Raw genomic sequence first — 24,064 nt, 5'->3', positions numbered from 1 at the left:
TCCTATTTTTTATAAACAATTGGGTGATTTTTTTTTAAAAAAATCCAGTTTCATGTCACCATAAAATTTCATTCGAGTGTCTAATAATTGAATTTATGGTAATATGAGAAAAGTAAAAGAACTATTGGATTTTGAAATTCTTTGGAAAAAGCTTCATTCATCCCTCAATGAAGAAGACGAAAGGTCTTTAAAAAAATGGATGGATGAAGACCAAAAACATAGTGAATTTTTTCATCGACTAAAGTCAGATGGTACAAAAGGAACACTTCCATTTGCTCAAATAGATGCTCAAGATTCCTGGGAGGAGTTGGTTCAGAAAATTGAAGGTGGTAAAAAGAATTCCTTTGCAAGATATTTAAGATTTGCTTCCGGAATAGCTGCCTCTTTACTTCTGGGGATAGGGGGGTATTGGTTTTGGTCCCCAACTACCAGTCTTGAGAAGAAGGTTTCAGAAGAAATTCATAGCATTGCTCCGGGTAGTAAAGGCGTAGTACTTATCACAGGAGATGGCACCCTTTACGAACTTTCTGATTATCAGAATATGAATATACAAATGGAAGATGCAGATATAAAAAGTGAAACAAGTTCTTTGAAATATACGGCTAAAAAACCTCCTTCAAAAACTGTTTACCATACACTTAAAGTCCCACGAGGAGGAGAGTTCTTCCTTACCTTATCTGACAATTCTAAAGTATGGTTAAATTCTGAAACAACCTTGAAATATCCTGTTACTTTTTCGGAAGATGAAAGAGTGGTAGAACTGATAGGGGAGGCCTATTTTGAAGTTGAAAAAGATGTAGAGAAACCTTTTTCAGTGATATCAGAAGGTCAAACTGTTCAAGTTTTGGGGACCGCTTTCAACATTTCATCCTACCCTGAAAATGCGGATATTTTGACCACCTTAGTGGAAGGGAAGGTAAAGCTTTTTAAGACCCATACTCCGGATAAGAGTGAGATTTTAGTACCCAATTCCCAGGGTATCTTTTCCAAGAAAACGGCTGAAATTACCCAGCAAAAGGTCGAGGCCGATAAGATTATTTCCTGGATAGAGGGTAAGTTAATATTCACTGATCAAAGGCTTGAAAAAATGCTTGAAACGCTTTCCAGGTGGTATGATGTAAAAGTGATTTACCAAAATGAAGAGGTAAGGGGGAAAAGATTTACCGGGACAGTCAAAAGACAGGAGGATTTCAAGGATGTACTTAGACTTATTGAAAAAACAAATGAGGTAAAGTTTGAGCTGAAGGGAAATACCTTAATAGTGAATTAAAAGAAAAAAGGGGAATGCTGCAACATTCCCCCGCATTACTTACAGATAACCAAATGTTCAAAATGTTCAATTAAACTGCAGTAAAGTCATGAATTACAAATTTACAAAAAAGCTTTTAAAGGGAAGCGGAAAGTTGTTCCTAATTAAAGGAATTACCATTTTTTTGCTGGTTTTGCCTTTCGGACAGGCATTAGCTAGCACTTATTCAGAAAATAAGAAATTGAACCTTAATCTAAAGAATTCCAGTATTGAAATCCTTTTTGAAGAGATTGAGAAACAAAGTGACTTCGTCTTTCTTTACCGGTCTGATTTATTTGACGAAATTCCAGCGATCACTATTCAAGTAAATGAGGCAACACTGGAGGAAGTATTTGAGAAGGTGATTATAAAGCAAGGGTTGGAGTATGAAATCGAGGATAGTACGGTAATTATTAGAAAAAGTTTTCCTGAAAGAAAACCTAACAAACCAATCGTTCCCGAACCTATTAAGGGTAAAGTGACCGATAAATCTACTGGAGAATCCATAGTGGGGGCATCGGTTGTGGTGAAAGGAACAACTAATGGAACCATAACAGATGTAAACGGCAATTTTTCCCTTGCAGCAGATAAAGGAAGTATACTGGTAATTTCCTTTGTCGGTTATTCCAGTATAGAGATGAAAGTGGAAGGAAATTTTTTGGATATTGGTCTTTTATCTTCCACCACTGAGTTAGAATCAGTGGTAGTTGTAGGGTCTTTTGCAAACAGGACAAGAACAAATGTAGAAAGGCCCGTACCTGTAGATGTTTTATCCCCTAAAGAATTACAGACTACTGGTCAAACCGAATTGGGGCAGATGATCCATTTTCAGGCTCCTTCTTTTCATTCCACTAAATATGGGATTGTAAATGTGACTTCCTACGTTGACCCGGCCACCCTTAGAGGCATGGGACCGGACCAGACCCTGGTTTTAATTAATGGCAAGAGAAGGCATCAAAGTGCAGCCCTTAATGTAAACAGAGTGGTAGGAAAAGGCTCTGTGGGAACAGATCTGAATGCTATTCCAACGGCAGCTATACAAAGGGTGGAGATATTAAGAGATGGGGCTGCAGCACAGTATGGCTCTGACGCCATTGCAGGTATTGTAAACCTCGTTTTAAAGGATGCTGATTCGGGGGGATCTGTTGAGTCAAATTTTGGAGTTTCATCTCGTGGTGACGGTGAATTGTATAAAGTGGCAGTGAATTATGGGGCCAAAATTAACAACAAAGAGGGAAGTTACGTAAATACAACAATTTCTTTAAGACATAGTGGGGAGACAGACCGAAAAGATACTTATAGTGGATATGTTTACGATAAGGATCCGGTAGTGGATGAGCAACTAATTTCCGAAAACAATTTTGATCGAGACAATGATGTTGGTACTAAGTTTGGGCAATCAAGAAACAGGTCTGCCTCCTTATTTATTAATTCTGCTTACCCGATAAACATCAATTGGGAAGCCTACTCGACTATTGGGGCTTCATACAAGGATTTGCTATCCTTTGGTTTTTTCAGGCAACCCGGTAGAGATGAAAGGAAAGTGTTGTCCTTGTTCCCAAAAGGTTATTCCCCTTTATTCCCAGCAAATTCTACAGATGTTCAGGCAACTTTTGGCATAAGAAAAGCCAGTTTGAATGACTGGAATGTAGATATTAACGGTACCTATGGTAAAAACTGGCTGGCAACTTATGTGGATGAAGCACCTAATGCAAGCTATCAGCAATATTCGCCAACTGAGTACTTTGTTGGTAATAATAACTTTGGTCATCAGAATATGGGGGTGACCTTTTCTAAAACTACTTTTAGTACACCCACTAAAGCCATGACCCTTGCTTTTGGCGCTCAATTCAGAAGAGAAGAGTATCAAATTACTGCCGGAGACAGAGTAGGCTACACAATTGGGCCTTTTGGGGATCAGTTTGAATTTTCATCTCCTGGAAAAATTGCTTTCTCACCAAGTGAAGCTGTAGACCAAGACCGAACCAACTTTGGCCTATTCGGAGATATTGAGGCCGATATTACTGAGAAATTCCTTGTTGGAGCTGCTCTTCGATATGAAAACTATAGTGACTTTGGTGGCAATGTTTCTGGTAAAATTTCTACACGCTACAAGGTCAATGAGTTGTTTTCAATTAGGGGGTCGATCAATCGGGGGTTTAGGGCTCCATCTTTGCATCAGGTGAATTTTAGTGCCAATGATCCGCAGTTTGACGAGGGAGATGTGGTTAATGTCCTTCATTTGAGACAGGATGATGATTTGGTAAAGGAATTAGGTTATGGAAATCTTAAAGCAGAAACCTCCCTTGATTTTAACCTTGGTGTGACGGCTCAAGTTGGAGGCAAATTATTGGTTACTGTAGATGCCTATCAAATTAAGGTTAAAGACAGAATAATTATTTCAGAAAACCTTGATGTCAATGATATAGGTTTGGCTGATAATCAGGAAGTAATAAATGGGAATATTGGTGAAATTCAGTTCTTTACCAACGCAGTGGATACCAAAACTCAGGGTCTTGATTTGGTGCTGACTTATAATGAAAATTTAGGAAAGGGTAAGTTAATCGGATCAATGGCGGCAACATTCAATAAAACTGAATTCGATAGTGAAGTAAGAACATCGGATGAATTAGGCGCCTTCGGGGTGGAGGTTATTGATAGAAGGACAAAGGGACTTGTTGAAGTAGCTCAACCAAGAAGTAAAATTATTTTTTCATTGGGTTATGATATAAACAAATTTAGCAGCACTGTTAGGGTTAGCCGATTTGGAGAAATTCAGGATGTAGATTCCAGGGATGAGGAGGATAATTTTCAAATAAAAGCTGCAAAGTTTGTAACCGATCTGGTATTAGGATTCAACTTTACTTCCAGGCTAAATTGGAATGCCTCCGTCAATAATATTTTTGACGTTTTTCCTGATAAGAATGAGTTCGGTGGGACATTTAATGGACTATCTCCCTATGGCCGTTCCACTAGTCAATTTGGATTAATGGGCAGATTCTTCAGCACAGGAATTTCCTACAATTTTTAATCTGATCTTTTTAAATTATGAGGCTGGCCATTTATTGGCCAGCTTCTTCCTACTTATTTTCCTATGAAGACAAAGTTTATTGGTTTATTGTTAGGACTTTTTTCCCTACTTTTTACGATTATCTCACCAGTACCTGAGGGGTTAACCAGGGAGGCTTACCTTGCGGGTGGAATTGCTTTGTTAATGGCCTTTTGGTGGTTAACAGAAGTGGTGCCAATTTATGTTACAGCTTTTATTCCTTTAGCTCTCTTTCCATTATCTGGATTAATGACCTCGGGAGAAGTGGCAGAAAATTACTCCCACAATAATGTTCTTATGTTATTGGGAGGAATGATTATTGCAAAAGCGATTGAAGCACAGAATCTCCACAAACGAATTGCCCTGGTCGTTATTACATTCATTGGGGTAAGCCGAACCAGGATTATTTTGAGTTTTATGGTGGCTACTGCATTTTTATCAATGTGGATAGCCAATGTGGCAGTGGCCTTAATGATGTTGCCCATTGCTACAGCGGTAATAGACAAGGAGGAATCTAGTGGTAATTCAGGTAGGTTTGGGCTTGCCTTGATGCTTGCCATTGCTTATTCAGCGAGCATAGGGGGAATGGCTTCACTCGTTGGGACCCCTCCCAATTTGATCTTTTCAGGAATAGTGGAAAGTATGTATCCTCAAGCGCCAAGTATTTCTTTTACCGATTGGCTTATGGTAGGAGTCCCGATTGCATTGGTATTATTACCCATTTCATGGTTTTACCTACTCAAGTTTTTTGGGGTTAAAGGTACGATTTCCTCAACCTCCGGAGTGATTGCAGAAGAGATGAAAGCCCTGGGAACAATAAGCAAGGCTGAGGCAAGGGTTTTAGCCATTTTTATTTTCACGGTAGTGGCCTGGATTTTTAGAAAGGATTTAAATTTAGGTTCTTTGGTCTTACCTGGTTGGGGAAGTCTTTTGGGAATAGGGGATTACGTACATGAGGCAACCGTTGCTTTTATTAGTATCCTATTGTTGTTCGTGATTTCAAATGGAAATAAGCAAACTAAAGCAAGATTATTGGATTGGAAGACGGTATCTACCGTGCCATGGGGAGTTGTAATGATAGTTGGAGGTGGGTATGCTTTAGCAAAAAGTTTTAATCATACAGGACTTGCAGAATGGTTAGGCAACAAGGTTAGCTTTTTGCAAGGTATGCCAACTTTTGTAGTCCTAATTTTAATTATCTTTTTTATTACATTTCTTACCGAAATTAACTCAAATACTGCTACTGCAAATATTTTTATGCCGATTCTGGCTACAGTTGCCATTGCAAACCAATCTCATCCATTTTTATTAATGATCCCTGCTACTTTCGCCTGTTCGGCAGCTTTTTGTCTTCCGTCGGGAACAGGGACAAATGCAGTTGTTTTTGCCAGTGAACGTCTGACAATTTCGGAGATGGCAAGAGCTGGTTTCTGGATGAATTTCATAGCCATAGTTGTTATTACCTTAATGACCTATTTTATAGCAGTTCCTTATTTTGAATTGTCAAACACGGTGCCTTTATGGGTGGAAAGGTGATGGTAGAATAAGAAAGCTTGGAGTCATTAAATTACTTATGCATAATCCCAATAGCTAGAGAATTCTTAGGGAAATCACATTTAACTTAATTTATTTTGTGAGAGATAATTAATTTACCCTTTGAAAAGAAGAAAAGCACCTCTTTTTTAGAAGTGCTTTTCATTATTTTTTTATTAAATTTTTCTCATTTATCACATATCCATTTCTTCTTTGTGACCCGCAAGGTCTAGAATAAATGCATATTCCATTGCAGTTTCTTTAAATCGTTTAAATCTGCCGGATGCTCCTCCATGGCCTGCTTCCATATTGGTATGGAGCAATAAAAGATTGTCATCCGTTTTTAACTCTCGCAATTTGGCAACCCATTTGGCAGGCTCCCAATATTGCACTTGAGAATCATGTAGTCCTGTTGTCACTAGCATATTAGGGTAATCCTTTGCTTCCACATTATCATAAGGAGAGTAAGACAGAATATAATCATAATATTCTTTATCGTTAGGATTTCCCCACTCGTCATATTCGCCAGTAGTGAGTGGAATTGATTCGTCCAACATGGTGGTTATTACATCCACAAAAGGAACGGCAGCAATTACTCCTCTGTAAAGATCGGGACGCATATTTACTACAGCTCCCATTAATAAACCACCGGCGCTTCCTCCCATGGCAAATAATTTATCCTTATTAGTATATCCCTCTTTTATGAGGTGTTCAGAACAAGTAATGAAGTCGGTAAAAGTGTTTTTCTTTTTCAGTAATTTTCCATCCTCATACCAGTGTCTGCCCATTTCCTGACCTCCTCGGATATGTGCAATAGCAAAGACAAAACCTCTGTCCAATAAACTCAAACGAGAAGAACTGAAGTAAGCATCAATAGAATTTCCATAAGAGCCGTAGCCGTAGATTAGCGTTGGATTAGCTCCATCCTTTTTTATTCCTTTTCGATAGACAATGGACATTGGTATTTTGGTTCCGTCAGATGTTGTAGCAAAAAGACGCTCGGAAACATAATTGGCAGGATCAAAATCACCCACAACTTCCGTTTGCTTTTTGAGTTCTTTCTCCCTGCTCACCATGTTATAGTCAAAGGTAGAGTTTGGAGTAGTCATGGAACTATACCCATACCGTAATTCTTGGGTGTTAAAATCAGGATTATAACTAATATAAGCCGTATAGGTAGGTTCTCCAAAATCAAGATAATGTTCGCTTTTGTCTTTCCAGTTGATAATTCTGAGTTGGGTTAGTCCCTCTTTTCGCTCATCAACCACAAGGAAGTTTTTGAAAATCTCTACATTTTCTAATAGGACTTTATCCCGATGGGCAATAACATCTTTCCAATTCTCTTTTGTGGTTTTATTAACTGGGCATTCTACCAGTTTGAAGTTCTTAGCTTTATAATTGGTTAGAATGTAGAATTTGTCCTCAAAATGATTGATGCTGTATTCCAGATCTCTTTCCCTTGGCTGAATAATTTTAAATTTCCCTTTTGGATTATCAGCTTTCAAAATACGGTTTTCGGTTGACAAGGTGCTATATGAACCAATGACTAAATATTCTTTAGATTTGGTTTTGTACACATAGCATCCAAAGGTTTCATCTTTTTCTTCGTATATCAACTCATCCTTCGAGGAATCTGTACCCAGAATATGCTTATAAATTTTGTTTGACCGTAATGTTTCTTGGTCCTGTCGGGTATAAAACAAACTTTTATTGTCATTAGCCCATGCCATGTTGCCTGTTACTGCAGGAATTTCATCTTTTAGGATTTCTCCTGTTTCCAGGTTTTTGAAGCGAATGGTGTAAATTCTTCTTCCAACCGTGTCCACGGCAAATGCTCCTAAATTTTGTTGGGGGCTTACATTTACACTTCGCATAGAGAAAAATTCATGTCCTTCGGCCAGTTTATTGGCATTGATCATGATCTCCTCTTCAGCTTCCAGTGATCCCTTTTTGCGACAATAAATCGGGTATTCTAACCCTTCTTCATAACGAGTGTAATAATAATAGTCATCCAATTTATAAGGTACGGATTCGTCATTTTCTTTGATCCTACCTTTAATTTCCTCAAAAAGCTTTTCTTGCAATGCTTCGGTATGTTCCAGTTGACTTTTTGTATGTTCATTTTCATTCTTAAGGTAATCCAATACCTCTTCACTTTCTCGGTTCCTTAGCCAATAATAGTTATCAATTCGGCTATGTCCGTGGATGGTTAGCTCTTTAGCTTCTTTTTTAGCTTTTGGGGCACTTACTTCTGCTTTTAACACTTTCTTATCTGTTTCTGATTGACAAGCGGCAAAAATAAGTAGGACTGCTCCCAAAAACCAGTTCTGCTTTTTCATTTTCATTATTTCCAGTTTTTAACACTATCCTCAAAAGGGTATATAGAACCCCTAAAAGAGGTTTGTTTTTTAATAATTGATAATTTTAGATGAATTATTTATGAGAAAAATAATATTAATTATTAACAATTCTTATTTGTTTGGGATTATTTTGGCCTTATACTTTTAAAAATATTGTTTCATGTACTTATTATTATAGCACCTATCGTTTGGTTATATATTTTTTTAAGAAAGAGTTCCCTAAATGTTATCTAAATGACTTCTTAAGTAAGGCCTTGGCAATAGTGAAATTTCTGCCTTTTTAGTCATTTTTAAAATATTATAATTTTGTAAAAATCAACTCATATTTTGGGGAAAATGGATGTTTTACACTCCTGGCTAGTAGATTTTTGGTAAATACCTATCCAGACTGAGGTGGGGTGAAAGGGGAATGATTTTGCCCTAAAGATTATTAGATCAATTTTAAGTCTTTAACTTTAAAAGATTTTTTATTTTAAACATATTTTTTCAAATGAGGAACATTTTTTTATTTCTAATGGTGTTGGCGGGCCTTTGGGTTTCAGCTTGTCAAAACAAGAAAAAGGATGATATTAGCCAAAAGTCAAATCAAGTTTCTTCCAATATTCCTGTTTATGTGGGGACATACACTAAAAAAGAAGGTCATGTAGATGGAAAAGCGGAGGGGGTGTATTTGCTAAATATGGATAAGGAAAATGGGCATTTGGAATTGAAATCGACAGTTGCCAAGATCGCGAATCCTTCCTATTTGACACTTTCTTCCGATGGGAATTATTTATATGCAATCAGTGAATTGACCCCTGGAGATGATTCCAACGGTTATATATATGCCTATGAGGTGAATGGGAATAATGGTTTAAATATGCTTCAAAAATTGCCTACCAATGGTTTGGCTCCCTGCTTTGTAACTTTAGATCGGGAGGGAAATTATGTTTTTGTGGCTAATTATCTTGGAGGTGTGGTGGATATGTATAAGAGGTCGAAGGACGGGCAATTGACACATATTTATAGTCAACAATTCGAAGGTTCGGGACCTCATGGAGACCAAGATGCATCTCACCCACATGAAGTGGTTCTTTCTCCCGATAACCGATTCGTTTTTGTTCCAGATAAAGGAAGCGATAAGATCTGGATTTTAGTTTTGGATAAGGAAAGTGGAAAATTGATTCTGAATAAACAACCTTATATTGCCTTAAAAGAAGGAGCTGGGCCTAGACATTTTGTATTTCATCCGAATGGTCAATTTGCTTATGTTATCAATGAATTAGATAATCAAGTACAGGCATTCTCGTACAATAAAAAAGAAGGGGAATTAACAGACTTACAATCTGTTTCTGCTCTTCCCTCTGATTTCGAAGGGACAAGTGTAGGAGCTGAGATTGACATCCATCCCAATGGAAAATTTTTGTTTGCCTCTAATAGAGGACATGATAGCCTGGCTGTTTTTCAAATTGATGAAAACTCTGGGCGTTTAACTCTGGTGGAGCATGTGCCTACAAGGGGGGAGTTCCCAAGAAACTTTTCTATTGATCCCTCTGGGAAATTCCTTTACATTTCTAATCAAAATACCGATAACATTGTGCAGTTCCTCATTGATCAGGAAAGTGGGAAACTTAGTTTTTTGAATAATTATTCGGTAAAAACCCCTGTTTGTTTAGGGTGGGGGAAATAGTAATTTTTTTAATCCTTGAAAAAATAGAATTAAGAGCCAACAATAATGTCAAAATTATTGCTGGCTTTATAATTAAAGATCGTTTGAAAAAATGGTTATTAGTGGATAATGATCAGAGGGTGGAGTTCCACCTGATTCTGAATTGGAAGTGTCTACAAGAGAGTTTTCTACCCTCCAGTTGGAGGTGCAAAAAATCCAGTCTATGGCAACATTTCCCTGAGAAGGCTTATTTTGATTGGGATTAACCAACTGCCAAGTATCTTCTATTGAAAGGTTATTGAGATATTCTGTATTATTGAGGGTTAAAGATTTCTTTCCTAATATAAAGTCAACTAGGTCTGTCCCCTCGCTGGCGTTGAAATCTCCAGTCACGATCCCTCTGTAATTGGTTTCCTTATTTTGATGTTCTGTCATTAGCTCGATAAGGTCTACCCCATGTTGTTTTTGAGATTCCTCCTCACCGCGGCATAAATGATTATTATAGAAGAAAAAGGTTTGATCATTATCTAAATTTTTAAAAAGTGCCCAATTGACAAATCTTCTGGGACCACAAATAGGAGTCTCCTTATATCCAAAATCGAGTAAATTAAAGCGTTGATTGTTGTATATAATGGGGGATAGGTTGACATTTAGGTCATCAAAGGTTTCAACGATAGAATAATTCTCCCCCAAGAGTTGCATGAATTCCGATTTGATATTCCCACTTAGTTCCTGGGTTCCCAATATGTCCACTTGATGATTTAAAATGATGGAATTGATGACGTCTTTATTTGATGACCATTTGTTTCCTGTAATATTGAAAGTCATGACTGTGAAGGTCTGAATGTTGGGCTGCTCCACAGGTGTGGGGAGCTCCTCTATATCATCAGTTGTAGAGCAACTGAAAGAAATAAGTGCCAGCAGTTGAAAAAAAATCACTCTCAGAAGAAAGGTTATTTTTTTTCTATTCATTTTCTTTAAAGGGGTTGCTGTACTTTTCATCCGAAACAAAATCTATATCGGTAAAAGTTTTTAAAAAGGCTACTAATGCAATTTTTTCCTCCTCACTTAGATGTAGATTTACCGCACTACCATCTTCATTCGCCAAAGCAGGAAAGGAAAGACTGGGATGGGGCTGTACCCCAGTACTATAATGTTCCACCACTTCTTCCAGTGTGGCAAAGCGTCCATCATGCATATATGGGGCAGTTAGGGCTATGTTTCTTAGGGATGGAACCTTGAAAGTTCCATCCGCTACAGGGTTATTTACAAGTTCTCCCACACCATTGTCGGTAGCCGTTTCCGAGTTGGCATCAATGCCATTATTTCTTGGGCCCACAGTGAATAAGGTGGCCTGATTTGGCGGAACAAATCCTGGGCGTAAAGGCTCATCATCATCATTAGGCATATGACACCTTATACACACTCCTTTTTCATCTAACCGAAAGGACCCATTGAAAATATTTTTTCCAAGGTTTTCTTCGGCTGTGAAATTGGGGAAATCCATAAAAATATCTCTGGTTTGTGCGATGCCCTCATCGTATTTGGTATTAAAGGAGAGCATAGATCTAATAAATTGAGCCAAAGCTTTTGAGATTTTGTCAGAAGTGATTTCTTCCAAACTAAAAGCATCCTCAAAAAGAGGAGGGTAGTATTCCAATGATTGTAAATTCTCCACAAGTTCATCCAGCGTCAAACCCATCTCCACTTCATCTTGAATGGGCATTAATACTTGCTCTTCCAAGGTCCTGGCTCGATGGTCCCAAAAGAATTTGACATCTTGATAAAATCTGGAGTTCGCCAAACCCATTGAATTTCTTCTGGTTTGTCCACCCTCAAACCCTTCACTGAAAATTTTCGGGTCGGAAAAACCATTTTCTTGAATGTGACAAGAGGCACAAGAGATGGATTTATTTTTTGAAAGATTTTTGTCGTAAAATAATACCCGCCCTAATGTGGCTCCTTGATTGGTAAGGAGGTTATCGGAAGGGGTGTTGTCGAAATTATCTTCCGCATACCTAAAGTGCTCCGGTAATTCCACATTGGCATAATTAAAGGGAGTAGCCGGCAAGTTCAAAACATTAGAAATACGCTCATCCTGTGTAGGTTCGTCCATTTCTGATTTTGAACAGGAAACAAATAATGGAAGAACCAAAAAATAGAAGGGTATTCTCCCTAAGTTGAAAAAATTGTCCATTTGGAGTTTTGTGGGCATTTCATGTTTAAACCTAAAAGCTGCAAAATAATAATTTTTCATGTAAATGGAATGTTTATGTATTTTAAATCAATTTATATGGAGTTGAGATTGAAAAATGATATGTTGGTAAAAGGGTTTATAATTCCCCAAAGAATCAATGCTAAAGAGGGAAGTATTTTTAAAAGTTGGGAATTAGTTTTCATTTGAGGTTTAATACTTCCAAGATAGTAAAGTGGGGGTTTTGGTATTGTAATTTCCATTAGTTTTTGATCAGTAGACATAAGTGAAATATAGTTTATTCTTTTTTATGAAAAGGTAAGTTTTCAACCAAGAGAAGGATTTTCTCAACTAATGGTTGGATAGCGGATGGGAAAAGGTTTATTTTCGTATGTTGACCTTTTTTATGGCGATTTTTAGTTTTCTTTCAATAAATTATTAAGTGAAAAGGCAGGCATTGAGCTGTTAATGTTATGTTTGATCTTCAAGAATTAGAGTTATTAAGAAATGATACTCCTGGAACAGAGGAGCTTATTCATTTTAACAATGCTGGTTGTTCTTTAACCACAACTATAGTCAGAGATACTGTTATTAATTATTTACAGGAAGAGTCTCTGAAAGGTGGTTATGAGACCGAGGCGAAATATCATCATGATTTTGAGAAGGTTTATGCTTCCGTAGGACAGTTGATCAATGCCCATACCAATGAAATAGCCTATGTGGAAAGTGCCACGGCCGCCTGGGATTTGGCTTTTCATTCTATTCCATTTAAAGCAGGTGATGTAATTTTAACGGCACAGTGCGAATATGCGAGCAACTTTATTGCCTACCTTCAGGCAAAAAGACGACATGGGGTGGAAATAAAAGTTGTGCCAAACGATGCCAACGGTAGACTTTCCTGTGAAGCCTTAGAAGACTTGGTGGATGAAAGAACTAAATTGATTGCCATTACCCATATTCCAACAAATGGGGGATTGATTAATCCGGCAGAAGAGGTGGGGGAAATTGCTAGAAAACATGGGGTTTATTATTTGTTGGACGCTTGTCAATCGGTAGGACAAATGCCAATTGATGTCCAAAAAATTGGGTGTGATATGCTATCAGCTACCGGTAGGAAGTTTATGAGAGCTCCAAGGGGTACTGGCTTTTTATATGTACGTAAGGCTATTTTAGAAGACCTGGATCCCATATTTTTAGACTTACATTCTGCAGAGTGGACTGGAAGAGAATCCTTTAAGGTTCGTGAAGGAACAAGACGATTTGAGAGTATGGAATGTAATTTTGCTAATAAATTGGGTTTTGGTGTAGCCGTAGAGTATGCCCTAAAAGTTGGAGTGGAAAATATTTGGTCACGAATTGTGGAATTAGCCAGGTATTTAAGAAAGGAATTAACCAAAATTCCTGCATTGGAAGTGAAGGATTTAGGAGTTGAACAATGTGGAATTGTTAGTATAGCTATTCCGAAGGTTGATCTCTTTGAACTTCGGGACAATTTAAAGTATCAGGGGATTAATACCTCTGTCATTATACCTTCCGGAACCCTTTTGGATATGGAGAGCCGTGGATTAAATCAGTTGCTAAGGGCTTCGGTACATTACTACAATACCAGAGAGGAAATTGATATATTTTGTCAAAAATTAGGAAAAATGATTGGTTAGGAGATTTTAGGAGAGAAATGTATTTTTAATTTAGTGAAATACTTAATGAATTTTTAAAAATGAGGCGTATTTTAATTTTATCTATATTTTTAACTCTGATATTAAATCAAGCCTCCTTTGCTCAAAAGGAAAATTTGGGAAAATATATTGAGGGAATAAGCAATACTTTTACTTCTACCTCCACATTAAAGGATATTGGTGGACAAGTAGTGACTTGGCAAACAAAACCTGTTGTAATCTTAAATGAAATGCCAATCTTTGATTTTGAAACACTAGATCAATATACGTTGTCAGATCTTGATAAGCTTGTAATTGATTTTGATATTAAAGATGCAGCCCTCTATGGTTCAATGGCTCGAAATGGAGTAATTCGGATTTTCCTTAAGGAAGAAAAAGATAAAAAATGATTTCTTTGAAAAGGTAAATAACGATCATTGATTGTAAAAGAAAAGGCTATTTCCTTTGAAAATCTGGAATTGATTAGAAGCTCCTTTTTCATTTGGGTAAGTGGTTTAGAAGGAGGAAATACAAAACCCTATGTTTAATCTTTAGTTATTATCCAAGATCCCCATTGAACCAATCTTTGAAAGCCCCCACTTTATCCCTGCTTACGATTAATTCTTTAGGGAATGGTTTCTTGAGTTTGATTTTTAACCGGCTGTTAGAATAAAGTAGAACATCTTGAATGGATTGAATATGAAGAATGAATCCTCGGTTAATTCGGAAAAAGTACTCTGGGTCCAGCAATTCTTCCAAAGATTCCATTTTATAGTCAATAATGAATTTATAGCCATTTTCATTGAGCAAATACACTGTTCTTCCATCCGCAAAAAATAAATCAATTTGATCCCTGCTTAAGGAGCGAATGTGCTCCCCAGATTTTACCATAAAACGGTTCTTGTAATTTTTTTCAAGGTGGGAAAGCGCTTTGTTTAAGGCTTCTAAAGGAATTTCTTGTTGCTTAAGGCTGAGGTTTTGACGTAGATTTTCTAGTTTTTCCATGCTTTTAACCAGTTTTTGGTAACTGATGGGCTTGAGTAAATAATCAATACCATTTACCTCAAAAGCATTGATGGCATATTGGTTAAAGGCCGTGGTGAAAATCACAGGTGTATTGACAGAAACTTGACTAAATATTTCAAAACTTAATCCATCAGAAAGTTGGATATCCATGATCAGCAGATCTGCTTTTTTTTGTGCTTTTTTAAGCCAACTTACAGACTGTTCAATGGAGCTCAGTTTTTCCAAAATTCTGATGTTTGGGTCAAATCGTTTCAGGTGTTTTTCTATTTTTTCGGCAGCAGGTTTTTCATCTTCAACTATCAAGATATTCATGGTAAGTATATTTTTTAAAATTGACTTTATAGTGGTTGTAGTAATGGAACCTTGATAAAAGATTCCTTTTGTGCTTTTACTTGAATTATGGGTTGGTCAGAATAAAAAGCATAGGCTTTTTCCAGTTCTTGGAATTTCTCTCTGCTAGAATATGGCTGTAACCGTTCGTTAAATTTATTTTGGAGGATAAGGTAATCATCTTCTAAATAACAAAGGATGTTAAGTGGTTGTCTTTTCGAAATAATGTTTTCAGTGACTATTTGCTCTACAAGCCTCTGTAAGGTTCCTGGTACCATTTGTTTACCAGGTATCAAGGTTTCCCAATTAAATCGAAAGTTTAAATTTTTATCATAGCGGGCTTTTAGTAAAAAAATCAAATGTTCAATTAATTCCAATTCCTTTTCTAATTTACTTAATTCATCCTGTTTTTTTTCAAGAGAATAGCGATAAAGGGAAGCCAAATGATCTATATACTCTTCGGCAAAATCAGAATCCTCATGAACGAGGCCAATTAGGGTTTCTAGGCTGCTATAAAAGAATCCCGGGTTAATGGTGTTTTTAAATTGTTGGATTTTAAAGTCAATTTTTTCTTTTAATAAAGTCTCTTTATTCAGCTTTTCAAGGTTTTTCCGATGGAGTAAAATGATACTAAAGTAACTTAGGTTATAGAATATGCTGGAAATACTGTAGATAATGTTAAAAGTTATTAATTCCGTAGAATTGGTGCTAAAACCAATAATATATTTGAAATAGGCAGCAATAGTGGTGTTACTAATTAAAATTGCCAATCCAACCCCAAAGCATAATTGTGAAATAATTCTCAGCTCCAGGTTTCCTTCCCAAGGAATATACTTATCCAGGATTTTGACAAGAAGTCTAAGGCTTTCATTCACCAAAAAGCTTAGTCCAACACAAATTAGCACTTCCTGACTAAAGAAATATTCGTAAAGAGCGGGCAGTTCATTATGTATTAATAATATTAAAATATAAATCACCGTGCCGAATATAGGTGGACAAATGATTCTGTAAATGGGATGATGAATGAAGATTTTTTTCATAAATCTTATCTTTTTGTAAGAATGATTTAATTAACAGCCTCCTGAATCTGGGGTTCATTTATAATGGGTAGACTGACTTCAAAACTTTCTCCTTGTATGATTTTCACGGCCTTTTTACTGTAAAATGCATAACGGTTTTGGATATTCTTAAGGCCGATTTGAATAGAATCTGTTTTCGGCTGGTTTGCATTTCTATTATTGCTCACCACTATGGAATCCTGGGTAGAGTAAACTTTGAAATTTAAAGGTTGTCGCTCGCTGATTTCATTATGTTTTACCGCATTTTCCATGAGCATTTGTATACTTAAAGGAGGGATATGGCTGTTTATCGCATTTTCTGATAAGTCAATAGTAAGGTCGATGGAATTTGCATAGCGAACCTTCAATAAGAAATTATAGGATTTGAGAAATTCCATTTCGTCGGATAACTTGACTAGGCCTTTCTGGTTGGTTTCCAAGATGTATTGGTAGGTATAGGATAATCGTCGAATGAACTCTTCTGCCAAGTCTGCATCTTTATCGACCAGAGAAGAGATAGTATTAAGACAATTGAAAAGGTAGTGTGGGCTTAACTGGCTTTTAAGTACTTCGATTTGTAATTCTAATTGTTGCCGCTTTAGTTTTACAGATTCAATTTGACCTTCTGCATATTGTTGATAGGAATATAATGAAAGGGAGAGAATTTCGTACATGAAAAAAATGAGTAAACTCACCACTAATAATTTTGTAGCGGCTTGCTGATAGATAATGATAAACTCATTAATATTAAAATGAGATTTTACCATTATCTCATAACAAAGTAGGATAACTACAATCCAAAAGAAGCTTATCATTAGATCTGAAAATAGACCTAGGAGTAATCTGGAAGTCAGGTGATTTCCCCATGGAAACCGATGATTTAGCTTTTTGCCCATTAAATGAATGCAAACAAAAGAAATATTGGCAGTCAAAAGGCAAAAACCAAATAGCTCCAATTCTTCGCGAAGACTGGGCCATACATTACTTTCACTATAATATAAATAGGTGAAGACTAGCAAGCCTACCCCGGAAGCAATAAAAGGTTTCCACCAGTTTTTTACCTTAAGCATGTTAGTTTTGTTTTTAACAATTTGGTTCTGGTTTGTCTTTGAGAGTTATTGAAAATAGGTCAATATTTTACCTATTTTCAATTTTCCTGAGAGGTGAGTTACAATCTTTCCATAACCCTTCTGTAATCATAATTGGAGCTTAGGGAGCTGGCTGCATCTTTAAATGCTTCTTTTAATTCTTTGTCTCCTTCTTCTATTAATCCGCTTACTTTGATAAGTATCTCAGCTTTTTCATTATTGTTACCAATAAACTTGGTGGTTTTTAGGACGGAGATCAGGGAGTTTTTATTAAGTTCAACTTCTTCAATTAATTCTATCAGAGCTTCTCCTTGTTCAAAACTTCCTCTAATGGTTTCCACCGTTTCCAGATAATTATGGATAGAGTTTTGATCATTTGAAGGGATATACTGTGCTGTCTCTTTTAATATTTGGGCTTTATCATGGCTAGAAGAAATAGATTGAACCGTTTCGAAAAATAAATGGTTATGATCACCTCTTAGTTGCGTGCTATTCACATAATGATCCAACAATCTTCCTTTCTCCGTATTACTGTGTAGGGAATTGATGGCATCAAAAAGAGCTAAGTGAGCTTGTTCATTCAAAGACATTCTTTTCATAGCCAGGGCTAATACTTGCCCCTTTTCTGTGTTGGATTCCAGGGCTTTGGCGGATTTAAATAATTCTAATTGAGCTTCTGCCTTTAGATCGTTTTCATAAATGAGCGAACGCAGGATATTGCCTTTTTCGGTATTGCTACTCACACTGTTTATGGTTTGGAAGAAAACTGGAATTAAAGATTTATCATTTTCAAAATAGGGGATAAACTCCTCTAAAATATTTCCTTTTTCTGTATTAGAAGAAATTTTTCGGGTGCTTTCCAAAAGTCTCTTTAAGCACCCTGCGCTTAAATTATTATCTTCTAATAGGTCCGTCAACACATTGCCACGTTCTGTATTGCTGGACATTCCATCAATTACACGGAAATAAGCTTCATAGGCCTGTGGTTTGTCTATAAAAATTTCGTTTACTTCTTCTAAAACTTCGGCCCTTTCATAATTTGATGAAAGTTTTCCCGTCGCTTTTAAAAGATCGATGTACATAGAATGAGAAAGTTTATGGTCATCTACTATATGCCTTAAAACTTCACCCCTTTCAGTGTTGGAAGAAAGTTTGGAAAGAACGGCAAAGAAGGCTTTGGCTTTTTTATCATTATCAAGAAATACTCTGCTGTGATCTTCTAATAACTCAGCCCTTGTTGAATTGGAAGTGATGGATGAGCCAATTTTCTCAACAATTTGTATAAGTTCTTGGTCATTCAAATCATTTTTTTCAAGTAAATAATCAAAATAATCTCCTTTTACTGAATTACTGGTGATTAGTGAAATCTCCCTAAGGACAGCTGAAGTTTTTCCTTTTTTATAAATTCTATTAACTCGATTTTCTGCATCTATGCCACTGCTGCGGATGACTTCCAATAGTATTTCGGATAACCAATTTTTTCCCTCGGATTCAAAAGGTAATTCTTTTCGGTTTTCAAAATATTTTTTGTGTACTTCCCCTCTGGAATCACTAGTAATTTCCAATCTTCTTTTATTTCCGAAAGTAGTCTTTTCTATTTTTAGGTAGCCCCCTGGGGAGATGTTTTTAATGTCCTTTTCGTCCTCCGTTAATTCAATTTCTCCTCTTTGTTTAATGGAATATTTGCTGACCCCATTAGAATAAGTATGTTGGATATATGTTTTCCTTTTAATAGAATCAGATTGATTTGAGGGGCTATTGGGCAGTATTTCACTATTTCCTGGTTTTGGAAGCAGTAAAAAAAGAACAGCCAGTTTAATCCCCATTTTATTTATTGTGGAAAGAAAGTGGTATAACTTTTTCATATGTATTCATTTTAGGGGTTTTAAATTCTTTGCTACAATTATTGTAATTATTTTCTATTTAATAAAAGTAAATGCAGTCAATTGTAGTTTTTTTGAATTGAATTGTTAAAAAAATGTAGTAAAGTTTTAGTGTTTAATTTAAAGGCCTTAGAGAGCAGCAGTGGTTTAGTTTATGGCAATCATTTATTTTGTTTTTAATTATTAATTCTTTATGATTACCCTAATACCCCAAATATTCACCGGCCTCCTCTTTCACGGCATCATATTGGGCATATTTGACGGCTTTTCTGTAGTTTTTTCTGGCAGCTCTTTTATCCCCATTCTTTATGGCGATTCGGGCCAATCCAGCATAAGCGAAACTGATATAGTTTTTAGCACTCCAACTAAGAAACTCAGATGTCTCAATTGCCTTATTGTAATAAAGGGAGGCATTCTTTTCATCCTTAATATTCTTTTCAAAGTTTATTCCTGTAAAAACTTCTCCTGCCATCCGAAAATAAGGGTTGGGGTCTTCTTTTAGCTTTTCTATATAGGGTGTAGCCTTTTCATATTGTTTGAGTACTAAGAGGTTTTCCACGTATAACATACTGAAATATAGGTTGTCCGGGTAGGAGATGGTCAGTTTCTCAATAAAAGGAAGAGCACTGTCTGGTTCATCCAGGTATTTGAGATAGATGATCATGAGATATTTATTGGCTTCAGGTTTGGTTAATACTGCTTTGGTGGCAGCAATTTTTAATTCCTGTAATCCTTTTTGTATATCTCCTTTTGCAAATAGCCAAATAAGAGGTTTTATGGTGGGATGGGATTCGGGGTATCGTTCTCTGTAAAAATCGTATAACCCTGTATAGAGATAAAATTCCGGGTATTCTTCTTGTATTTTGAAACCTTCTTTTAAGTAATTATAGGCGATGGAAGCTTCATTGATGGTTTTAACGAAGCGATTTTCATCTCCATATAATTTGGTTAATAAACTGTGGGCGCTCAAGGCATAGAAAGTGGCTTCAGGAGTTTTTTCTTTTTCATAGAGGGCTTCTGCTTTTTCTGCGGCTTCAATTAATTCATTTTCATAGGTATTATAGTTTTCACTGTCAGGGTTTAGAGGCATATCTTTCCAGTAAATTTCATAGGCTTTAAATAAAGGGACTACTGGGTGGTGGGGGAATTTTTTTTCTAACGCTTCAATATATTTGGAAGAAGATTCAAAATCGAGATTATAGATCGCATTTGTGGCGTTTTCTTGAAGTTTTAGTCCTTCAGGGTCCTTCATGATTTGACTGGTAGCATTATATCTGATTCCCACCAATACAAAAAAAATAATAATAACCTTCTTCATTTTGCCCTTACCTCTTCTTTTTCAAAACATTAATTGCATTTATGAAGTTTTAATGGGGCGTGATTTAGAAGTTAATCAGCAATCAAATTTTGAATTATAAAAACCTAAAAAAGAGGTTTACCTGTAGAAAGGTTAATTGAAAGATTATTTTATCTCTTACAGTCAAAATTAATTTTTTGATTAATGAAGATATTAATTGTAATATCGACCACTATAATAATTCAATTCACTTAGGACTAATTAATTTTCACTCTCTATTTAAAATCGCATAATCACTTTTCTAAAAACTGTCGTGCCTCTTTTTTGACCCCATCATATTCACCATATTTAAGGGCCATTTTGTAATAATAGTTGGCTTCTTTATTATTTCCAGCTCTTTCCGAAATTCGGGCAAGGCCTGCATAAGCATTTGCAAGATAATTGTTGGTCTTTGCTTTAAGTTGTTTGCTGATTTCTACTGATGCCTTGTATCGAGTTTCGGCTTTTCGGTCATCCTTCAGTTTTTTTTCTAAATATATTCCTGAAAATACACCGGCTGACAGTTGGTAATAGGGATTAGAGCTTTGACTCAAAAATTTATTTTCTTTTTTCGCATCTTCATATTTTTCAAGGTTTAAGAGATTTTCAGTGTACAACATCTGAAAGTAATCATTGTTTGGGTAAGAATTCTTGAGTTGCTCAAAATATACTATGGAACTATCGGGTTGATTTCTGTACTGTAAATAAATGATCCCTAAATATTTTTTTGCTTCTGTGGTGACAATTCTTCCTAGGGTTGCTGCTTTTTTAAGTTCGTAAATACCTTCTTCAATGCTACCACCTTTGAACATCCAAACCAAGGGTTTTAATGAGGGATAAGACTCGGGATATTGTTCCCGATAAAATTTGTAAAGGCCAGTGTAAAGGTAAAAATCCGGATATTCTTCTTTTAATTTAAGTCCCATTTTTAGATATGGGTAAGTTCTGGTGCCCTCTCTAAGAGCCGCCAATAAGTTTTTTTCATCATCATAATATTTTAGAAGAAAATTGTGAGCACTTAATACATAAAAAGTAGTTTCAGGGGTGTCCTTTTTTTTGTATTGAGTCAAGGCTTTATCCAAACCCTCATCAATTAAGTTTTTGTATTGAAAGTATTGAGGACTATCGGGATGAAGGGGAAAACACTTCCAATATATTTCATAGGCTAGTAGTAAAGAAATGACCGGATGTTCAGGTTCTAATTCTTGTAATTGGGCAATAATTTTTTGTGAGGAAGCAAAATCTAGATTGTAAATGGCATCACCTGCTTTTTTTTCCAGTTGGGAAAATTGTCTTTCTTGATTTAATTGTTGAGCGTTCCCATTTATTATAGATAAAACTAAGATAACACTCCACCACCATATTTTATTTATTACTTCAAACACCTTTTAAAAAAATTAGATGCTGTAACGAAAAATTTTTGGCCTTTGGGAAAATTGCTTGTCTTAGCTCCTTATTTTCTTTTTAGCTTTTGACTATTGCACCTTCGTAAATCCTAAGTATTAAATGCCCGAGTGCTTCTTTTCACACAACAGTATTCTCCTTTAATGGGTTTGTTGCCTAGGGTTTTTCTTTGGTTATAGCTACTTTCTGATTTCTAGTTGGTTGATTTTTTGCAATTTACTAAGTACCTCTTCTTTTAGCTTTAGGCGAACCGATAAAATCATGTCACAATAATTATCAAAATTTTGTTCTATAATTTCCAATTGAAAATCTTTAACTAACCGCATTACATCATTCATTACAAGGTAATCAAAGTGAATCTTGATCGGTTCTTGGACAATTTTTGTAGTGATAGTATTGTCTTGTAAGGCATCTGCAGCAGCTTCCTTGTAGGCATGAATCAGGCCACCTACCCCAAGTTTAGTGCCTCCAAAATATCTTACTACCACAATTAAGGTATTAGTTAGTTTTTGGGAACGAATCTGCCCTAGTATGGGGTCTCCCGCTGAATGATTTGGCTCACCATCATCATTGGCTCTGAATTTTTCTTGGTCCTTTCCCAAAATCCAAGCATAACAGTGATGACGGGCATCGAAATATTTTTTCCTTAAAGCTTCTAATTTGGCTTTTATATCTTCTTCCGAAACAACCGGATAGGCAAAAGCAAGGAATTTACTTCCTTTTTCTTTGTAAAGTCCCTGGGATTCGTTAGAAATAGTTAGATAAGTATCCTCAGTCATGAGCTATTGTTTTGAGTTGTCAAAGATAGGAGAAAAATACTTATGGGAGTGAATAGTGGTTTGTCCAGAACCAAAAACCTACGTTTAAGACAGTCAGTTTTTCTTTTTTTCCAAGTAAAACTTTGCCCAGATCTGGAACTCATTGAAGGCCAAATGAAGTATTAGAAGGAAAGAAATGACGGCAGCAAGTTTTAAATCATGAGAGGTACCATTGGTCAGATCCTGCTTTATTCATCATTTTTTTTCCTTTCGCTAAAAGGGAGGGCTCAAATGCCGGTAATGGATGATCCAGAAATGCAAAACTTGATTAAAAGGACTTCGGATTCTATTTATAACCAAAATTTTGAAGCTTCTGAAAATTATCTTAGAGAATTAAAGGAAAAATTACCGGAACATCCAATTTGTCCCTTGATGCAGGCCATGGTTTATTTCTGGAAAGGAATGCCTTTAGATCCACATGATGTATCGTTTAAGAGATATTTTAAGAGTTTAAAGGAAGCTGCTAAAAGATCGGATAAACTATTGGAAATGGATCCAGAAAGTCCTGAGGCTATATTCTTAGCATTAAGTACACATGGATTATTGGCTCAACATTATGCGGAAGAAAAGAGTTATCTTCAAGCAGTAAGAGAAGCTAAAAAATGCTATGAATATATTAAGATAGGTTTTGGTTTAACCCATCAATATCCTGAGTTTTATTTTTCTAGTGGGATGTATAATTATTATAGGGTGCAGTATCCTGAATCGAATCCTGTTTATAGGCCTTTAATGTGGGTCTTTGCTCCTGGTGATAAAGAGTTGGGACTAGAGCAATTGCAACAGGCAATTGAAAAAGCACTTTACGTACGCACGGAGGCCATTACTTATCTGGCTCATATTAATCTGAGGTATTTGCATAACCCAGGTGAAGCGATCTATTTGCTCTCGATTCTTGTTGGAGATTATCCTAAGAACCCCTTGTTTCAAACCATTTATGTGGAAGCCCTGTTAGAAGATTCCCAATATGAGCTGGCTAAGGCATATATCGATGAGTTATTAATGCATGAAAATATCTATGTCCGAATGTCAGCAGAGGTTTTTAAAGGAATCTTGTTAGAAAAAGCAGAGAATAAATCAGATCAGGCCGCCTATTATTACTCACATGCTCTGGAAACCTCTAAGTCAGTTTATAAAAAGAGGTGGAATTACAAAAGCTTTGCACATGCTGGTTTAGCTCGAATTGCTGCTCAAAAAGGTGATAAAAAGTTAGCAAAAAAACATTATCAAGAGGCTTTAAATAATACTAAATACGATTCTGTTAGGGAAGAAGCTGAGGCCTTTTTGGGGAAATGAGGAAAAGTACTAAAGAGAGTTTTTGTTATAGGTTTTAGCTGAAAATTAATCTGAACCCTTTGAAAGGGTTTTTTATTTTTTTTGCATAATTAATTGCCCTG

At 36.1% G+C, this 24,064-nt stretch carries 17 protein-coding genes; 7 read left to right on the top strand and 10 right to left on the bottom strand.

Annotated features, from left to right (window positions below; translation table 11 throughout):
- The first annotated feature begins 103 nt into the window (after positions 1-103).
- The 3 genes from E1171_RS21980 (at position 104) to E1171_RS21970 (ending at position 5,873) form a co-directional block, all read left to right on the top strand.
- Complete coding sequence (locus E1171_RS21980) at positions 104-1,270, top strand: FecR family protein (protein WP_155208230.1); 1,167 nt, start codon at positions 104-106, stop codon at positions 1,268-1,270.
- An 88-nt stretch (positions 1,271-1,358) separates the two neighbouring features.
- Positions 1,359-4,319: a TonB-dependent receptor gene (locus E1171_RS21975; RefSeq protein WP_155208229.1), complete on the top strand. Its 2,961-nt coding sequence runs from the start codon at positions 1,359-1,361 to the stop codon at positions 4,317-4,319.
- A gap of 63 nt (positions 4,320-4,382) precedes the next feature.
- The gene (locus E1171_RS21970) at positions 4,383-5,873 is read left to right on the top strand and encodes an SLC13 family permease (protein ID WP_155208228.1); all 1,491 of its coding nucleotides are present in this window, start codon (positions 4,383-4,385) and stop codon (positions 5,871-5,873) included.
- Between the two features lie 191 nt (positions 5,874-6,064).
- Here the strand turns inward: E1171_RS21970 and E1171_RS21965 are convergent, their stop codons facing one another.
- Positions 6,065-8,209, bottom strand: coding sequence for a S9 family peptidase (locus E1171_RS21965; protein WP_155208227.1), 2,145 nt, complete (start codon positions 8,207-8,209; stop codon positions 6,065-6,067).
- A 511-nt stretch (positions 8,210-8,720) separates the two neighbouring features.
- Here E1171_RS21965 and E1171_RS21960 point away from each other — a divergent pair.
- Entirely contained in the window at positions 8,721-9,899 is a 1,179-nt protein-coding gene (locus E1171_RS21960) for a lactonase family protein (RefSeq protein WP_155208226.1), read from the top strand.
- Positions 9,900-9,971: 72 nt separating this feature from the next.
- Here the strand turns inward: E1171_RS21960 and E1171_RS21955 are convergent, their stop codons facing one another.
- Complete coding sequence (locus tag E1171_RS21955; RefSeq protein ID WP_187696583.1) at positions 9,972-10,850, bottom strand: endonuclease/exonuclease/phosphatase family protein; 879 nt, start codon at positions 10,848-10,850, stop codon at positions 9,972-9,974.
- Positions 10,843-11,994, bottom strand: a complete 1,152-nt coding sequence (locus tag E1171_RS21950; RefSeq protein WP_155208224.1) for a cytochrome-c peroxidase — start codon at positions 11,992-11,994, stop codon at positions 10,843-10,845. The genes E1171_RS21955 and E1171_RS21950 overlap by 8 nt, the downstream gene beginning before the upstream one ends.
- Before the next feature lie 551 nt (positions 11,995-12,545).
- Between E1171_RS21950 and E1171_RS21945 the strand changes: the two genes are divergently transcribed.
- Positions 12,546-13,730, top strand: a complete 1,185-nt coding sequence (locus E1171_RS21945; RefSeq protein ID WP_155208223.1) for an aminotransferase class V-fold PLP-dependent enzyme — start codon at positions 12,546-12,548, stop codon at positions 13,728-13,730.
- A 59-nt stretch (positions 13,731-13,789) separates the two neighbouring features.
- Complete coding sequence (locus tag E1171_RS21940; protein WP_155208222.1) at positions 13,790-14,137, top strand: hypothetical protein; 348 nt, start codon at positions 13,790-13,792, stop codon at positions 14,135-14,137.
- A 148-nt stretch (positions 14,138-14,285) separates the two neighbouring features.
- Here the strand turns inward: E1171_RS21940 and E1171_RS21935 are convergent, their stop codons facing one another.
- The 7 genes from E1171_RS21935 to E1171_RS21905 all read right to left on the bottom strand — a co-directional run bounded on the left by E1171_RS21935 (position 14,286) and on the right by E1171_RS21905 (position 22,631).
- Positions 14,286-15,065, bottom strand: coding sequence for a LytR/AlgR family response regulator transcription factor (locus E1171_RS21935; protein WP_155208221.1), 780 nt, complete (start codon positions 15,063-15,065; stop codon positions 14,286-14,288).
- A 26-nt stretch (positions 15,066-15,091) separates the two neighbouring features.
- A complete protein-coding gene (locus tag E1171_RS21930) occupies positions 15,092-16,123 on the bottom strand; it encodes a histidine kinase (RefSeq protein WP_155208220.1) in 1,032 nt (343 codons plus the stop codon).
- Between the two features lie 26 nt (positions 16,124-16,149).
- The gene (locus E1171_RS21925; RefSeq protein WP_155208219.1) at positions 16,150-17,211 is read right to left on the bottom strand and encodes a sensor histidine kinase; all 1,062 of its coding nucleotides are present in this window, start codon (positions 17,209-17,211) and stop codon (positions 16,150-16,152) included.
- A 98-nt stretch (positions 17,212-17,309) separates the two neighbouring features.
- Positions 17,310-19,094 (bottom strand): hypothetical protein, encoded by a 1,785-nt coding sequence (locus E1171_RS21920; protein WP_155208218.1) that lies wholly within the window; start codon positions 19,092-19,094, stop codon positions 17,310-17,312.
- Between the two features lie 220 nt (positions 19,095-19,314).
- On the bottom strand, positions 19,315-20,430 hold the full coding sequence (locus E1171_RS21915) for a tetratricopeptide repeat protein (RefSeq protein WP_155208217.1): 1,116 nt from the start codon (positions 20,428-20,430) through the stop codon (positions 19,315-19,317).
- A gap of 272 nt (positions 20,431-20,702) precedes the next feature.
- A complete protein-coding gene (locus tag E1171_RS21910) occupies positions 20,703-21,833 on the bottom strand; it encodes a tetratricopeptide repeat protein (protein WP_155208216.1) in 1,131 nt (376 codons plus the stop codon).
- Positions 21,834-22,031: 198 nt separating this feature from the next.
- Entirely contained in the window at positions 22,032-22,631 is a 600-nt protein-coding gene (locus E1171_RS21905) for a YigZ family protein (RefSeq protein ID WP_155208215.1), read from the bottom strand.
- Positions 22,632-22,829: 198 nt separating this feature from the next.
- Here E1171_RS21905 and E1171_RS21900 point away from each other — a divergent pair, with 198 nt between their 5' ends.
- Positions 22,830-23,963 (top strand): hypothetical protein, encoded by a 1,134-nt coding sequence (locus tag E1171_RS21900; RefSeq protein WP_155208214.1) that lies wholly within the window; start codon positions 22,830-22,832, stop codon positions 23,961-23,963.
- The last annotated feature ends 101 nt before the right edge of the window (positions 23,964-24,064 follow it).

Origin of the sequence: Xanthovirga aplysinae, assembly GCF_009711365.1 — a bacterium.
GTDB lineage: Bacteria > Bacteroidota > Bacteroidia > Cytophagales > Cyclobacteriaceae > Xanthovirga > Xanthovirga aplysinae.
This window is presented reverse-complemented; position numbering and strand designations above follow the sequence as displayed.